Genomic DNA, 15,931 nt, shown 5'->3' on the forward strand with positions numbered 1-15,931 from the left:
TGTCTTCTATCGTTCAAAGGAATTCTAAGGATACATCGCCGGGTTTTCCCCTTTGCGTCGATACCGAGCCGCCGCCGCTTCTATGAGACAACGGAAGCAGCGTCACTTCGTGGAAATTGAAGGGTTGATGATTTTAGGCAGAATTCGTAGGGAGTATTTGTAGGTAATGGTCGATATTGATGCAAAAGATGTGTTTTCGCTGGGTGCCTTGGTCAAGGACACAAGTGCTGGCGGCGACGATGTCGCGGTATGTTTCCCTGGGCACGGCAGCCAATCGCTTGATATGTTCGACGGTTTCATCGCCCGTTCGCCGGCCGCAAAGCGTCTGATCGGGCGGGCCGACGAGGTCTATGCGGCGCGTTACGGTCAACCGCTGACAAAGGTGATCGGTGACGGCACGAAAGCGACGCTGATGATGCCGCAGGTCATGCAGCCGGCCATCGTCACGGCTTCCGTGGCCATGTTCGAGGCCATCCGTGAACACTCGATTCCGGTCGGATTGCTGATGGGACATAGTCTCGGCGAATACAGCGCTTTGATCGCTTCGGGCGCGGTGTCGTTCGAAGACGGGCTTTCCGCGGTTCTGGACCGTGCCGAATGCATCGCCTCGATTCCCGAAGGCATGCGCGGGGCGATGGCGGCAACCAAGATTGATTCTCCGGAAACCGAGGCTCTGGTGCGCGCCGTCGTCGCGGAACTGGCCTACCGTGGACCGATTGTCGTGGGCATTGTCAATTCGAATTCGCAGATGGTCGTTTCAGGCAGCACTACGTTGGTTGACCAGGCGATCAGTGATTTGAAGGCATGCGGGGTACAGGCCACGAAATTGGCGATTCCTGTCGGCTTCCACAGTGAGGTACTCTCGCCTGTGTTGCCGGATCTGCACGCCCGCTTGAAGCGCTATGAATGGAAGACGCCCACGATTCCTGTGGTTTCCACGATTACCCGGTCGGTGCTGGGCGAGCATGAGGTCAAGGCATTGCCGGAGCTCTTGGCCGGCCAGTTGGTTACGTCCTTTGATTTCCGGGACTGCGTGGCGGCTTGCGAACGTCGCGGAATCAGGATTTTCATTGACGCCGGTCCAAAAGGCATCGTCGGCAGACTGATTGGCGAGTCTCTTCAAAGCGGCCGTGGCGGCGTGGTCCGCCTGGATTATGGCGCGGCAAAGGCTGAGAAGACCGAGGACCGTCTTGACGGGCTGCGCTGGCTTTGCGGCGGGAATATCGCCGGTTCGGTTACAGACAATCATGCTGGTGATGTTGCTGGTGCTGATGCCGGTGCAGCAGAAGAAGGCGCCGGTGCTAATCGCGTTGCTGATGCTGCTATCGATACCGGTGAAGGTGCCGTTGCCGATGACACCGGACGGCAAGAGACCGTTGCCAATGACGCAGAATACAAGGAAACCGCAAGGGATAACGCGTCGAAGAATCCTGCTATCACCGATGCTTCGTTGGGGTCTCTTTTGGTGGATGTCTTCTGTGAGGTGACGGGTTATCCCAGTGATGTCCTTGACCCTGATATGGATTTGGAAGGCGATCTGGGTATCGATTCGGTCAAGCAGATGGAGGCGTTGGGCAAGGTCGCCGACAGGCTCGGCCTCGACCCGCAGGATGTGGACCTTTCCGAGGTGCATACCCTTCGCCAGCTTGAAGCCGAGCTGCGCAAAATCACCATATCTCCTTCAAACGATGATGCTGACAGCAGCCATGCCGATATGACAAATCAGGAAGCGAATACTGCCAGTGAGGGCGGCAACCAAGAAAAGACGGGTTCGGCACCGATATCCGATGCCGCACGTCTCTCTGATTCCATACCATCTGATTCTTCTTTCGCTTCGGCAGAATCCGAAAAACCTGCGAAAGAAAATCTGTCGGATGAAAATCTTGCGGATGGAAAGCCAGGGAGCGGAAAGATTACGGATGGTGATCTCGGGGCCTTGTTGGTGGATGTTTTCTGTGAGGTGACGGGTTATCCCAGTGATGTTCTTGATCCTGATATGGATTTGGAGGGCGATCTGGGCATTGATTCGGTCAAGCAGATGGAGGCGTTGGGCAAGGTCGCCGACAGGCTCGGCCTCGACCCGCAGGATGTGGACCTCTCCGAAGTGCATACGTTACGCCAGCTCGAAGCCGAGCTGCGCAGCATGACGAACCAATCTGTGGCAGATGGGCAAGGCAAGGATGCCGCGAACCAGGGTGTGGATGAGGCGAGCGTGACCGGTGCCACGAATACGACGAACGCGACGAACGCAGCGAACGCTGAGGATGGGAACGAGTCAACCGACGCAATCGACAGGACAAACGCGACAAACCCGGCGAACGATAATGCAAGAAGCGCCAACGAAGACTTCGGTCGCTTCGTGCCCCAGCTGGTCGTCAGCCATGTCGATGACAACGAGGAAACCGACGATTTCAGCGATGCCGGTTGCCTGGTGGTCTCAAGTGGCGACGCACGGCTCGATCTGAAGGTCAGCAACGCGTTACGGCCGTTCGTCGCTCAGGTCAAAACCATCGTGCTGAATGCCGAAGGGCCACAAGAAGCGGTGAACATCCCCCATTTCGACAGGCCGTTGCGCGTCGTCGTCGATTGCCACGCCTTGCTTGACCGTTTCAATGGCGCCGATATCGCGCAGAATGAATGGATGCGTCATGTCGAGCGTGCCTACGCTTCCGTCTTCTCCTTGAGCAAGGCCTTGCTCGCAGACGTCGAGGGAACAAAGCAGCCGTTCGCTTGGGTTTCACTGACCAATTCCGGCGGGATATCGGGCATCGGTTCCGAAGGGACCAAGGGGACCGGCAACCCGCTCGGGGCGCTCAACACTGGTTTCTATAAGAGCCTGTGCCGTGAATACGAGAACCTGACCATCAAGACCATCGATCTGGACGAGTGCGACCGTGCCCCCGAAATCGTGGCAGACGAACTGCGTCATTTCAGTGCTCGCAACGATACCGAAATCGGTTATGTGGACGGTCAGCGCCAGGTCGTGCGCGTCATTCCGCTCGAAATCAAACAGGAACATTCGGTTCGTCAGAAGCTCAAGGCCGGCACGGTGGCCCTGTTTTCCGGAGGCTCGCGTGGAATCGCCCTCGAGTGCGCGAAGGCGTTGGCCGACGAGCAGCCCGATATCGAGGTTGTGGTCACCGGTCGTTCGGATATTCACGACCCGTCGGCGCAGCCATGGCTCAGGATGGAAGACGAGGCATTCAAGGCCGCGAAACCCGATTTCATGCGCCGGCTGCATGTGCGCTCACCGCAATTGAGCGCGGCGTCGATCGCCGACGAATACGAGCGCATCGGTCATATCCGTATGCTTGCCCGGAATATGAACGATTTCATCTCTTCGAAAAAGAACCTTCATTATTATCCGTGCGACGTTTCGAACGCCCAATCGGTGCAGTCTCTGGTCGATCGCGTTCAAAGTGAGCTGGGGCCGATTTCGCTGGTCGTGCACGCGGCGGGTTTGGAATCGTTCGGCAGGCTTTCGTCCAAGAGCCTCGAGAAGACGCTTGAATGTCTTAAAGTCAAGGTGGCCGGTTTCCGCAACCTTTATATGGCCACGTTGAATGATGAAAGCCTGAGTGCTTTCGTGTCGTTCGGCTCGGTTTCCGGGCGTTTTGGCATGGACGGACAGGTCGATTACACCGCCGGCGCCGCTCTGCTCGCCGCCTTGTCGTATTACCTTTCGATGGATGCCTCGGGCAGGCGCCCCGACGTCTCGTTCACGACACTGGAATGGTCGGCCTGGGCCGGCGTCGGTATGGCCGCGGACCCCAAGGTGATGGCCGTGCAAAGCAAGGGCCGTGGCATGGACTATCTTCCCGTGGAAACGGGTAGGCGGTTCTTCCTCGATGAGCTTGCCGTAGGTCTGGCCGATCCGGAGGTGCTTGTTCTGGGAGGTCTCGGCTCCAACAAGCCGTTGGGCCAGCTGGATGCCTTGGATGAACATCGCAGGCTTATCTCGGTGGTGGATGCCGATGGTTATGTCATCGACAAGCCGCATTTTCCGCTCATTGACCGGTTCGAACGCAAGGATCAGGACAATGCCACGGCCTATAGGGATCTTCGATACGACCGCGATCTTTACCTGCCCGACCATCGTGTCAAGTCCATGACCACCTTCCCGGGCCTGCTGCATATGGAGACCCAGGTGGAGGCCGCGGCGTATCTGGTCGACCCGCACCGATATGGGGTCGAACTCGACAGCGTAAGTTTCGACCGGTTCCTGAAATGTAGGGACAACGACGAAGTGCCGGTTTCCGTTTCCATCCACCGTCAGGGCCCGCAGATCGAGACGAAGCTTTACTCCACGTTCAAGGCTCCCAACGGCAGGGTTCTTATCCCGAAACGCTTCCATTCCGGCGCCAAAATGCATATCGTGGGCGACCCGTTCGCTCCCTACCGCGCGGATTGGTCTTACGAGGAGCTGATGAAGGAGGGCGTCGCCTTCGATCTTGACCGTTATTATGCCAGCACGGCGCATTTCATCAGCTTCGGGCCCACTTTCCGCTACGTACGGCAGGCCAGGCTGGTCAACGACAATTGCATGGTCGGCCAATTCGTGGTCTCGGCCATACCAGGGCTCTTCAGCGACGTGCGTAACCCCCGGTTCCTGTGCTGCCCGCTGCTGATCGACAATGTCGGCCGGATGGCCTTGATGCGCGAGTTCCAGTTGTTCGGACGCCATATCGTCCCCACGATGATCCGCGGAGGCCGCCAATACCGTTGCCCTGCGGCCCGCGAGGTCTGCTACGGCAAGGTGACGGTTTTGGGCGAGGACGAAAACACCGTGGATACCAATATGGAGATCGTCGACCAGGAAGGTTTCGTGCTCTGCAAGGCCGACCGCGTCACGCTTACCAAGCTCGGGCCCTCTGAAGACGAGCACGATATATTGCAACGGTCATGAAAGACGTAATGAGGAAGTCGAATATGTCGAACAATAGTTTTGAACCGATAGCCATCGTCGGCACGGGATGCGTCCTGCCGCCCTCGTCGTTTTCGCCCGAAGAGTTCTGGCAGGCCGTCACTCACGGGGTCTCCGGCATCGCGCACGCACCCAAAAACAGGTGGAACAATGCCCTCGAATATTTGGATGCAGACCGCAGCGCCGAAGACAAGACCTACTGCGGGGTCGGTGGTTTCGTCGTCGGCTATCACGGCCCTCAAGGCCATTCGCCCGACGGCAAGCCGTGGTCGTCGTACCGGTTGAACAGGACCCAGCAATTCATTGTGGACACGGCCGAACAGGCGTTTGCACAGGCGGGAATCGACGTCCCAGACAGGCGTCGGTGCAGGCTCTTGCTGGGCAATATGCTTGGTGACGAGGCGTTTGACGACGACGAACTTGTCGATATCATCCATGAGCTCCTGAGTGAGGACGGCGATGAGTTGCCGGTCGACCTGCGCGGGGAGGCCGAAAAGGCCATCGACCATTATGTGATGGAAGACAAGGTGCGCGGCGAAGCGAACACGTCCACCGATCTTGCCCGCGTGCCCTCGAAACTCATGGGCATGGACGATCACCCGGTGCTGGTCGACGGCGCTTGCGCCTCCGGCCTGCTGATGGTTGACCTTGCGTCGCGTTATCTTCATCGTTATCCGAATCGGATGATCATGGCCGTCGGCGCGATGTCGAATATGTCGGTGACCGGCAACGTCACTTTCGCCAAGGTCGGAGGCCTTTCGGACCGTGCGCCCAAGCCCCTGGACGCGCACGCCAACGGGCTGGTGCCCGCCGAAGGTTCTTCGACCGTGCTGTTATGCACGCCGGACTATGCGCGCGCCAAAGGCTACAAAATCCTGGCGCTGGTCACCGGTGCGTTCTCCACCAGTGACGGGCGGGGCAAAGCCATCTATGCGCCCAAGCCGGCAGGGCAGTTGCGTGCCATGTCGTCCGCACTGGCCACAGCCGGTGAAAATGTGGAACGCATCGACTACATCGAGACCCACGCCACCGGCACGCCCGCAGGCGATGCCTCGGAGCTTTCGGCGATCGCGGACCTGGTCGGCCATCGGCGCCGAGGACCGATGCCGGTGGGTTCGGTCAAGAACCTGATTGGCCATGGTTTCCCTGTGGCCGGCATGTCGAATCTTCTGGTGGTGCTCGAGGCTATGAAACATGCCACTTTCCCTGCGGTGACGGGAGTGGAGACGCCCAATGAGGTCATCGTCGAACATCCCGAATCCCTGATGATTCATACCAGGCCCGCACGCTGGGAGCGGCCGGGCGACGGCCCGCGCAGGGCGTTGATCAATGCCTTTGGCTTCGGCGGGATCAACTCGTCGATCGTCTTGGAGCAATACGACGGTTCCGACGCCACCGATATCGCCGAAGTCCGGCGGCCCGAAGGCCGTGACGCCTCCTATCTGGTCGTCCAATCGGTCTCGCACAGCGCATGCAAGCGGCCCGACGGATTGCTGGAAGACCCGATGAAGGACGTGGATTGGCGCGTCTTTCGTATGCCTCCCGTATTGGTCTCGCATATGGACGTGACCCAGCGCCTTGCCATCCTCGCCGCCAAAGACATTATGGAAGACGTGCGAAAGGAGCCGAAGGACACTGTCGGGGCACTGTTCGGGCAGCCGTCGGGTCTGGCCGTAGGGGGCCGCAGGGAGCTGCGCATACGCCTTGTTGAAGTCAACGCCGCCATTGACCGTTCGTCGATGGCCGCCGACGACAAGGAGCGTGTGAAGCAGTGGATCGACCATCAGGTCAAGGCGCGCATCGAAAAGACCAGCGAGGCCTCTCTGCCCGGTTATATGGACAATATCATCTCCGGTCGCGTGGCCAACATGTTCGATCTGACCGGGCCGAATTACATCGTCGACGCGGGCACGGACTCCTTCGGCACCACGTTGGAATTGGCGCAATTGCAGCTTTCCAGCCACGAAGCGGATGCGATGATCGTCGGCTCGTCGTTCGCCAATCCAAGCAGGGTCGTCAACCAGGATGCCGCCGAGCTCGGAGCATGCGACATCGCTTTGGTGCGGACGCTCGATTGGGGGAGGGCACACCCCGATTTGGTCAAGGCGGTTATTCGCATCGACCAATCGCAGGAACCCGCAAAAGACCTGGATGTTTTGAAAGCGGCGACGCTGGTGGACATCGTGCACAATCAACGCTGGCCCGCCCGGCGGTTCCGTGCTGCAGGAGCCAGCATCGACCTGTTAAGCACGAAGAATCTTGATACGGTCGATGCCGAGCCTGCGCCCCAAGAGACCGGCCCTGAGCCGGCATTCTGCGAGCCTCAAGTGAACAGTGGGATGTCATGGCTGGGAATAGGCGGCAGCGACATCGCCGATTGCATCTCGCGTCTTCAGGATGTTCCGGTGGCTTCGGGGCAGGCAACGCCGGAAAACGTGAGGGTCATGATTCCCTTCGATTCCGAAGTCCAGAAAAACGAAAAGGAAGCCGCGCTCCTTCAGCTGTTGGAACGGAACGCCGTCGTTTGACTGAACGGACGGAATCGGCGGAATTGACAAAATCGGCGCGATTGGCAGGCGCAGGTTATGCCGGAACCATTGTCATTGCAGCGATAAGATGCCCGAAGTGGGTCCATTGTCCGCTGCAATGAAAGCGGTCGGTGCTGGCATTGAAAATCCCGTCTGGCTTGAGCCGGATGGTCACGCGTCTGCAATCGCCTATGTACTTGGAAGCGTTATAGGCTTTGAAAACCGCCTCCTTGGCACAGAAGCAGGCTTTCGTCTCCACGGCGGTGAGCTGGCGGTCCGATTCCTGTTCCGCCAGCGAGAACACGGCTTCGAAAGCCGCCTGCGGCAAGGGACTGTCCTCTTCCACGTCCACTCCGAGGGTGGTATGTTTATAGTCAAAATCCACTGCCGCCACCGAAAGCGTCGGGCAATGGGAAAGCGAACCCACAATGCCTTCAGGCCAGATGGGCGCTCCGTCGTGTCCGCGCAAAACCGGGCCGTCACGATGAAGCCGTTGCAATGCCAGATGCGCGCATTCCCGTCCCGTCAGGAATTCCGTACGTCGTTTGGGTGTGGCATGGCGGAGCGATGTGCGCTCCTCGTCCCTGATATGATCCAGTCCGTCGATTTCCTCGGAGGTCACGATTGTGCAGCCTTGTTTGAGCAGAGGGGCGAACAGACCATTGACGTCTTGTTCTGAAATATTTTTATTCATTCCTTCATAATATGCCATACATCCACAAAAGTTGATTGATATTAATAAAATGTAATAAATATCGACACATATAATCGTCGCCATGCCGACCTGCTCCACAATGCATAGGGCAATCGGTACCGGTTGACTTGGCTACGTACGTCAGGTAAAAGCTTTGTCTCATAAAGTGCCGGTTTTGTAACCTTGGCGACATTTCTGCGGGTAAAATAATCCGTGTTTTACTTACTTGAAAGGCGGTACACATGGCTGAGACTGTAGAGGGCAAACCGACAGCAGATACGGCAAAACGCGGCGGCGCGATGATCGTTGTCTCGCTGATGGCCGGCTATTCCGTGGTCTACATGGACAAGAGCATGATTTCGTTGGCCATCATGCCCATCGGCAAGCAGTTCGGGCTTGACACCGGCCAGACCGGCCTGATCATGTCGTTCTTCTTCTTGGGCTACGCCTTGATGCAGATTCCCTGCGGCTGGCTGGCTGACCGGATCGGCGCCAAAAAGGTGCTGGTGGGCTCGCTTGCCTTCATTGCCGTTTTCGCCTTCCTCTTCGGAGCCATGGGTGGTCTGATCCTCTTCATTGTCATGCGTTTCTGCATGGGTCTCGGCCATGGCGGCTATCCGCCGAGCGTCACCAAGTCGATCGCCGAGAACTTCCCGCTTAAAAAGCGCACGTTCGTCCAGTCGTTGATTCTTTCCACCTCCGGCATCGGCGGAATCCTCGCCTTCACCTTGGGCGGCGTGCTGGTCGATAAGAACTGGCGTCTCGCCTATGCCGTCCTCGGCGCGCTTTATCTGGTCTCCGTCATCCTCATCTGGTTCTTCGTGCCCTCGCACGGTGGCGCGGCCGAAGAGGAACGCAAGGCGCAGGCCGAAGCTCAGGCAGGCAATACGGAAGCCGCCAAAGCCGACGCCCCCAAGGCCAGTTTCAAGGACGTTATCAAGAACCGCAACGTCATCGTCCTGTTCATCGCGATGCTCTTCATCAATGTGATGCTCTACGGCCAGATGTCGTGGATGCCCACCTATATCAAGACCACTTTCGCGTTGAGCACGACAAAGGCCGCGTTGGTGCTGGCGTTCAACTCCATCTTCACCATGTTGGCCACCATCTTCTCCGGCTCGCTGCTCTCCAAGCTGTTCCTCGGCCGCGAGCGCATGGCCATTATCGGTTCCTGCCTGATCACCGCCGTGCTCATCGTGGTCTTCATCTTCGTGGGCAAGAGCAGTCTGGTGATATCGATGGTGCTGCTCGCCCTGATGAGCCTGGTCTCGATGTTTGCCTTCACCGGCATCTTCACCTGGCCGCACAAGATCATGAACGCCGAAATCATCGGTTCCTCCATTGCCGTCATCAATACCGGCGGTACGATCGGCGGCTTCCTGGCCCCGACCATCCTCGGCAATATGGTCAAGTCCGCGGGCGGCTCGTTCACCGGCGCCTTCCTGTTCATCGCCGCGATGACGGTGCTGTGCGCGCTGGTCGTGCTGTTCGTGAAGCCCGAGCTCACGACGGCCGGCAAGTAAGCCGATAACCGATATTTTGTGGGTTCGCACACAAAGAAACGTGTTGCACATAGAGCGACGTTAGAATAGCGATATGTTCACTATTCTCGACATGTTCAAAATCGGCGTCGGGCCGAGCTCGTCGCATACCGTCGGCCCGATGGTGGCTGCTTCCGATTTCGTCACCTCGCTTGACGAGCGTGACCTGCTCGGCCGTGTAAGCCGCGTGAAAACCACGCTTTACGGCTCCCTGTCGATGACGGGTCTCGGCCACGGCACCGATAGGGCCACCATGGCGGGGCTGGAAGGCGACGTGCCGGCCACGGTCGACACGATGCATCTGGCGACCATCAGGGAAGAGTGCGAGAACACCGGCAGGCTCAACCTCGGCGGCAAACATCATATTGATTTCGATTACGGCAAGGACGTCATCTTCGAAAAATGGAAGATGCTCGCCGCCCACCCCAACGGCATGCGTTTCGAGGCGTTCGACAAAACAGGCCGGAAAATAGACGAGCAGGTCTGGTATTCCATCGGCGGCGGGTTCGTGCGCAAAGGCCATCCCGACGACCTTTTGATCGGCATCCACGAGAAGGCGCCGAAGGGCACGACCTTCGCCGAAGAAGCGAGTGTCGACAGCAGCAACGATTTTCCGCCCGAAGCCCCGTATCCCTTCGCCAGCGCGGACGAACTGCTCGAAATCTGCAAGTGCGAAGGCAAAAGCATCTCCGAAATCGTATGGGCCAACGAGACGGCCACGCGTTCGCCCAAAGAAGTCAAGGACGCGCTGCTGAACGTCTGGCATCATATGGACGACTGCGTCAAAAACGGCTGCATGTCCACCCAGCACACGCTTCCCGGCGGCCTTGACGTGCCGCGACGCGCGCCGAAGATCTATCGCGAGCTTTCCGGCAACGCCGATATTCTCTCACATAATGTGCGCAGGCCCGCCGCTCTGCTCGAATCCTCGGAATGCACGTGGGTCGACCTCTTTGCGCTCGCGGTCAACGAGGAGAACGCCGGCGGCGGCCGCATCGTCACCGCCCCGACCAACGGTTCGGCGGGCATCATTCCCGCAGTCCTTGAATATTATTGGCATTTCGCCGGAACAGCGAACGAGGATGGCGTCATCCGCTTCCTCTTGGCCGCCGGGGCCGTCGGTTACCTTTTCAAACGCAACGCTTCCATTTCCGGAGCGGAGGTGGGCTGCCAGGGCGAAGTCGGTTCTGCGGCTTCGATGGCGGCGGCAGGGCTTTGTGAAGTGATGCAGGGCACTCCACGGCAGGTCGAGAATGCGGCGGAAGTGGCTATGGAGCATCATCTGGGGCTGACCTGCGACCCGGTGGCCGGCCTCGTCCAGATTCCCTGCATCGAGCGCAACGCGATGGCCGCGAACACCGCCGTCAACGCGGTGCGCATGGCCTTGCTCGGCAACGGCCAGCACATGGTCAGCCTCGACCAGGTCATCAAGACGATGAAAGACACCGGTGCCGACATGATGTCGAAGTACAAGGAGACCTCGGAAGGCGGCCTTGCCGTCAATGTCGTGGAATGCTGATGATGGGGCGAACCGGTAACTTGCCGTATCTGCAGCGATTGGTTCGGCCGGTTTATTTCAAAGCGATAACGATTTTCCTCTCGTAGGTTCTGTGCACTTTCGGCCTACCGACAAACTTCGGGGTGCGGGAAGTGCTAACCTAATGTCATTGTAAAACAACAAGGAGGCCTACGTATGGCTACGAACATGCCCGAGGTAAATGCCGAGTTCGGCGCGAAACCCGTTATCGAATTCCCCGATACCCCCGCGCCGGCCGGTCTCAAGGCCGTGGAACTGGTCGAAGGCAACGGTCCGATGGTCCGTTCCGGCGACAATGTCACCGTGAACTATCACGGCGTGGTCTGGGGCAAGGACGAACCGTTCGATTCGAGTTTCGACCGCCACCAGCCGGCGAGTTTCGGCATCGGCATCGGCCAGGTCATCAAGGGCTGGGACCGCACGGTTCCCGGACACAACGTCGGCTCCCGTCTGGTGGTTTCCATACCGCCGGAATACGGCTACGGCAGGCAGGGCATGCCGCAGGCCGGGATAGGCGGCGATGACACGCTGGTGTTTGTCATCGATATCATTTCCACGCGCTGAAGCCAAGGAAATCCAATACGATTGGCCGGCCAGCGTGCCGGTCAAATTTGTTTTGGTCGCCCGGTATCCGCCGGGCACGTAACGTAACAACAAACCATAAAAAGGCAAGGAAGAATCATGGCAGAGGAAGAAAAGACCATTCTGCTCACGCAGGAGGCTTACGACAAGCTCCAGAAGGAACTGGCTTACCGTCAGGGCGACTATCGCGACGAGATTACCCAGCGCATCGCCACCGCGCGCGCCGAAGGCGACCTTTCCGAAAACGGCGGCTATCAGGCGGCCCGCGAGGAGCAGGGCAAGAACGAGGGGCGCATCAACGAGCTCATCGTCAAGCTGCGCAACACCAAGATCCTGAAGGCCCCGCCGGCAGGCAAGGTGGGCAACGGTTCGCTGGTCACGCTCGAACTGGCCGGCAAGGAGATGAAGTACGTGCTCGGTTCGCGCGACATCGCTGTGGCCACCGACTACGACGTCATCAGCCCGGAATCGCCGATCGGCGCGGCCATCATGGGTGCCAAGAAAGGCGACGAAGTCTCCTACAAGGCCCCGAACGGCCGTGAGATCAAGGTGAAGATCAAGGACTCCAAGCCGATGAAGTAAGGCTGGCTTTCGTCTACCTGTTTTATCGACGTATCGACAAATACGAAAAGGGTCTGAATCCATGCAATCGTGGGTTCAGACCCTTTTCATCTGTCTTATGAGGGTATGGAAAGAATGAAAGTATGGAAAATGGTCTTGGAGCGTCGTTAACAGTTCTATGGGGTATACGGGAAAATCTTTCTAAGACGAAAGGTTTTCGGCGTTTACCGTAGGTTGACGATGACCATGTAGATGGCCACCATATGGCAGGCGTAACCTGCCACGGTGCCCAAGTGGAAAATCTCGTGGAAGCCAAAGATGCGCGGCCAAGGGTCGGGCTTGCGCAGCGCGTAGACGATAGCCCCGGCGATATAGCAGGCGCCGCCCGCCGCGAGCAGCACGACCACGGCAGGGCCTGCATAGGGTGAGAACCAGAAAAGGTCGAGGAAGGCGACGCCGGAGACGCCGAAGATGATGTAGACCGCGGTATAGAGCCAGCGCGGGGCGTTGATCCAGATGACGTGGATCAAGAGCGCCACGAGCGTGCAGGCCCACATTCCCCCGATCACCCCGTTGCGCCAGTTCGGGGTCAGGGCGAAGGAAACCGGGGTATAGGTTCCGGCGATCAGCAGGAAGATGTTCATATGGTCGATGCGGCGCAGGATATCCGTGGTCTTGGCCGACCAATCACCCAAATGGTAGGCGGCAGAGTTCGTGAACAGAATCAGCGAGCAGACCATGAAAACGGCGCACGCCCATTTGAGCCCTGCGCCTTTCGCCAGGCAGATGAGCACGATGCCGGCGGCGAGGGCGAGCGGCGCCGCCACGGCATGTATCCAGCCGCGCAGCAACGGTTTCGGCCGGCCGTGCACGTCGAGGCGGACCTTGCGTCCGGGCATGGGCGGGGGAGTGATGCCCAATGTTTCGGCGGCCTTCACCTCGCCTTGGGCGATGACGTAGGCTGCGCGCTCCTCGGCCTTGCGGCGGATGGTGTCGGCCTTGTTGTGTGCCACCGTTCTGATGGTTTCGGCCTTGGCTTCCATGGCCTGCTGCTGCGCCTTGCTGACAGTGGTTTTGATGGCTTTGAGGTCTTGTGCGGGTTTGCCCAGTGTATCGGAACCTGATTTGCCTTGCTTCGTTGCGTTGGTTACGGGAGTGCCGTCGTTTTTTCTGGATGTATTTTGATACGAATTGATGGCTATGGTGCCGTCAGCCATTGTTTTGACGGACTTGTCGGACATGGTCCCTCCAAAGTCTCAACTATTCCTGTTGTCTCAACTACCTGTACATCGAGCGATACGCTGTGAAATGCTCAAAACCAGATAACTGGTCTCCGCCTACGCAAACGTAACTTACGATATCGTAACCTGAGTTGGTGACATATTTTTTAAGACCGACAACACCCGGCGAAACCGACTCATAGTATCATTGAACTATGGCTGATTTTGATGAGATTCTCGCCGCGCAGTCCGATTTCGACGCGGGCGATCGTGAATGGCTTCATTTGTTGGTGGCGGACTGGCAGGTCATCGCCGATTTGAGTTTTGCGGACCTGCTGCTGGTGCTTCGGCGCGACGACGGCAAATACATCGTCGCCGAGCAGTGCCGCCCATCCACCGTGATGACGATGCGCAGCGATGACGCCGTGGGCAACGAGGTCTCGCCGAACCTCGTCGACGAGATCGACACCGCGATGAACGCCGAAGGGGTGCTGCACACCACCACGCTTCATCAGGTCGGCAAATCAAGCGTCTGCAACGTCTATGCACCGGTGCGCTGCGGCAACAAGACACTTGGCGTGGTGGTGCGCGAGACAAATATGTCGACCCGCGAATCCAACGGCCGCTACGAATCCGAAAGCATCAACGCTGGAAAGATGCTCTTCGAAATGATTCCTCGTGGTCAATTCCCATATCATGACGCGCTGATGAGCCAGCAACACAACGCCAGGGTCTCGGACGGTTTCATCATCCTCGGCCCCACCGGCATCGTCAAATATGCCGCGCCCAACGCCATCAGCTGCTTCCGCAGGCTTGGTGCCATCACCCAAATGGAAGGACACTACCTAAGCGAAATAGGAACGCAACTGCTCCATCCCAAAGACCCGGTCCCCGAGACCCTGCCGCTGGTCCTGAGCGGCAAAGCGGCCGCCGACTGCGAGCTTGATGCCAACAATTCCATGGTTTCGATGCATTCGCTGCCGCTCTACAACGAAACAGGACGCGCCGGCGCCATCGTGCTGTGCCGCGATGTCACGGAACTGCGCCGCCGCGAACAGGAACTGCAAACGAAGGACGCAACCATCTCCGAAATCCACCACAGGGTAAAGAACAATCTCCAGACAGTGTCTGCATTGCTCCGCCTGCAGGCGCGAAAAACGAAATCACAGGAGGTGAAAACCGAGCTCAAGGAAGCGCAACGACGTATCCAGACCATCGCCACCGTGCACGAGGGCCTGAGCCAGACCGTCAACGAGATCGTCGACTACGACGCCGTGATCTCCAATTTGCTCAAGATGAGCGTTGACCTGGCCACGATGGACGACCAGCATATCCATATCCGCTATATCGGCAAGTTCGGCATGATGCCGGCGCAGGACGCCACGCCGCTTTCGCTGGTCTTGACCGAGCTCATCACCAATGCCGTCGAGCATGGTTTCGAAGGCCGCAAGGAAGGCAACATCACCATTTCCGTGGGACGCAGCGGCAATCACCTGAACGTCGTCGTCGAGGATGACGGCTCCGGCCTGGCTGCGGAGGAAGACAACGGCATGGCCCGTTCCTCCGGCTCCGGACTCGGTACGCAGATCATCAACACCTTCGTGACCAACGATTTCAACGGCACCGTGCGCTGGGACGAACGCCACGGCGGCGGCACAAGGGTCATCCTCGACATCAACCTGCGTGCGGCGCAGGAAGGCGACGAGGGGGAGTACTGACGGTGTGGCTGTATATCGGTATACCGGTATAACGGTTCTGTGATGTCGGTACGAGTTGCACCGTTGCTTTTCGTGTTACAAACTCGTTTTATTCGCTAGCCGTGCGTTCCTGACGGATTCGTCGGTTGAATGCAACCGGGCACATAGCCTCACCGACACAACCCGGATAGCAAATGTCCCTTCCGATTCCAACGAACCGGAAGGGACATTGACGTTAAGAAACTACAAACAAGCCACTCGCTGGCGCTGTACTCTCCAAGCACATCGCAACAAACGAAATCAGACCTGCATCTGCATGTTCTGGCTGCGACGGGCGCGCATGGCGCGACGTTTCAGAGCGCGGCGCTCATCCTCGCTCAAGCCGCCCCAGACGCCATAGTCCTGGTTGGTGTCGAGCGCGCATTTCAGGCACGCGTCGATGACCTTGCAGGTACGGCAGATGGCCTTGGCCTCTTCGATTTGCTGATAGGCGGCGCCCGTGTTGCCGACGGGGAAGAAAAGCTCAGGGTCCTTGTCACGGCATGCCGCTTTGGCCCGCCAATCAAAAGCATTACTCATAGAAGCAAACGACCTTCCTATTTGTCCTCGACTGCATTCCACTACTTAGATAATCACGAAAACGACAA

At 58.3% G+C, this 15,931-nt stretch carries 10 protein-coding genes; 7 read left to right on the top strand and 3 right to left on the bottom strand.

Going from position 1 to position 15,931, the window contains the following annotated elements; translation table 11 throughout:
• Positions 1-166: 166 nt before the first annotated feature.
• The gene (locus OZX62_RS03795; protein ID WP_277176696.1) at positions 167-4,906 is read left to right on the top strand and encodes an SDR family NAD(P)-dependent oxidoreductase; all 4,740 of its coding nucleotides are present in this window, start codon (positions 167-169) and stop codon (positions 4,904-4,906) included.
• Positions 4,907-4,929: 23 nt separating this feature from the next.
• Positions 4,930-7,452, top strand: coding sequence for a beta-ketoacyl synthase N-terminal-like domain-containing protein (locus tag OZX62_RS03800; RefSeq protein WP_277176697.1), 2,523 nt, complete (start codon positions 4,930-4,932; stop codon positions 7,450-7,452).
• 55 nt (positions 7,453-7,507) lie between these two features.
• Here the strand turns inward: OZX62_RS03800 and OZX62_RS03805 are convergent, their stop codons facing one another.
• Positions 7,508-8,146, bottom strand: a complete 639-nt coding sequence (locus OZX62_RS03805; protein ID WP_277176698.1) for a 4'-phosphopantetheinyl transferase superfamily protein — start codon at positions 8,144-8,146, stop codon at positions 7,508-7,510.
• 242 nt (positions 8,147-8,388) lie between these two features.
• Between OZX62_RS03805 and OZX62_RS03810 the strand changes: the two genes are divergently transcribed.
• The 4 genes from OZX62_RS03810 (at position 8,389) to greA (ending at position 12,388) form a co-directional block, all read left to right on the top strand.
• Complete coding sequence (locus OZX62_RS03810; RefSeq protein ID WP_277176699.1) at positions 8,389-9,669, top strand: MFS transporter; 1,281 nt, start codon at positions 8,389-8,391, stop codon at positions 9,667-9,669.
• A gap of 73 nt (positions 9,670-9,742) precedes the next feature.
• The gene (locus OZX62_RS03815) at positions 9,743-11,206 is read left to right on the top strand and encodes an L-serine ammonia-lyase (protein ID WP_277176700.1); all 1,464 of its coding nucleotides are present in this window, start codon (positions 9,743-9,745) and stop codon (positions 11,204-11,206) included.
• Positions 11,207-11,380: 174 nt separating this feature from the next.
• Positions 11,381-11,788, top strand: a complete 408-nt coding sequence (locus OZX62_RS03820) for an FKBP-type peptidyl-prolyl cis-trans isomerase (RefSeq protein ID WP_277176701.1) — start codon at positions 11,381-11,383, stop codon at positions 11,786-11,788.
• Positions 11,789-11,905: 117 nt separating this feature from the next.
• Positions 11,906-12,388: a transcription elongation factor GreA gene (gene greA, locus OZX62_RS03825; RefSeq protein ID WP_277144439.1), complete on the top strand. Its 483-nt coding sequence runs from the start codon at positions 11,906-11,908 to the stop codon at positions 12,386-12,388.
• 203 nt (positions 12,389-12,591) lie between these two features.
• On the opposite strand, the gene OZX62_RS03830 is transcribed toward greA, so the two are convergent.
• Positions 12,592-13,476, bottom strand: coding sequence for a hemolysin III family protein (locus OZX62_RS03830; RefSeq protein ID WP_277177025.1), 885 nt, complete (start codon positions 13,474-13,476; stop codon positions 12,592-12,594).
• A gap of 326 nt (positions 13,477-13,802) precedes the next feature.
• On the opposite strand from OZX62_RS03830, the gene OZX62_RS03835 reads away from it, so the two are divergent.
• Positions 13,803-15,305: a PAS domain-containing sensor histidine kinase gene (locus tag OZX62_RS03835; protein ID WP_277176702.1), complete on the top strand. Its 1,503-nt coding sequence runs from the start codon at positions 13,803-13,805 to the stop codon at positions 15,303-15,305.
• A gap of 279 nt (positions 15,306-15,584) precedes the next feature.
• Here OZX62_RS03835 and OZX62_RS03840 read toward each other — a convergent pair whose 3' ends face one another.
• Entirely contained in the window at positions 15,585-15,863 is a 279-nt protein-coding gene (locus OZX62_RS03840; RefSeq protein WP_277144447.1) for a WhiB family transcriptional regulator, read from the bottom strand.
• Between the last annotated feature and the right edge of the window lie 68 nt (positions 15,864-15,931).

The organism is Bifidobacterium sp. ESL0690, from assembly GCF_029392315.1.
GTDB lineage: Bacteria > Actinomycetota > Actinomycetes > Actinomycetales > Bifidobacteriaceae > Bifidobacterium.

What these genes read in the sequence shown, in the direction of transcription:
- OZX62_RS03840 (WP_277144447.1), bottom strand. Translation starts at nt 15,863, where the DNA reads ATGAGTAATGCTTTTGATTGGCGGGCCAAAGCGGCATGCCGTGACAAG.
- OZX62_RS03820 (WP_277176701.1), top strand. Translation starts at nt 11,381, where the DNA reads ATGGCTACGAACATGCCCGAGGTAAATGCCGAGTTCGGCGCGAAACCC.
- OZX62_RS03835 (WP_277176702.1), top strand. Translation starts at nt 13,803, where the DNA reads ATGGCTGATTTTGATGAGATTCTCGCCGCGCAGTCCGATTTCGACGCG.
- OZX62_RS03805 (WP_277176698.1), bottom strand. Translation starts at nt 8,146, where the DNA reads ATGAATAAAAATATTTCAGAACAAGACGTCAATGGTCTGTTCGCCCCT.
- OZX62_RS03800 (WP_277176697.1), top strand. Translation starts at nt 4,930, where the DNA reads ATGTCGAACAATAGTTTTGAACCGATAGCCATCGTCGGCACGGGATGC.
- OZX62_RS03810 (WP_277176699.1), top strand. Translation starts at nt 8,389, where the DNA reads ATGGCTGAGACTGTAGAGGGCAAACCGACAGCAGATACGGCAAAACGC.
- OZX62_RS03815 (WP_277176700.1), top strand. Translation starts at nt 9,743, where the DNA reads ATGTTCACTATTCTCGACATGTTCAAAATCGGCGTCGGGCCGAGCTCG.
- OZX62_RS03795 (WP_277176696.1), top strand. Translation starts at nt 167, where the DNA reads ATGGTCGATATTGATGCAAAAGATGTGTTTTCGCTGGGTGCCTTGGTC.
- greA (WP_277144439.1), top strand. Translation starts at nt 11,906, where the DNA reads ATGGCAGAGGAAGAAAAGACCATTCTGCTCACGCAGGAGGCTTACGAC.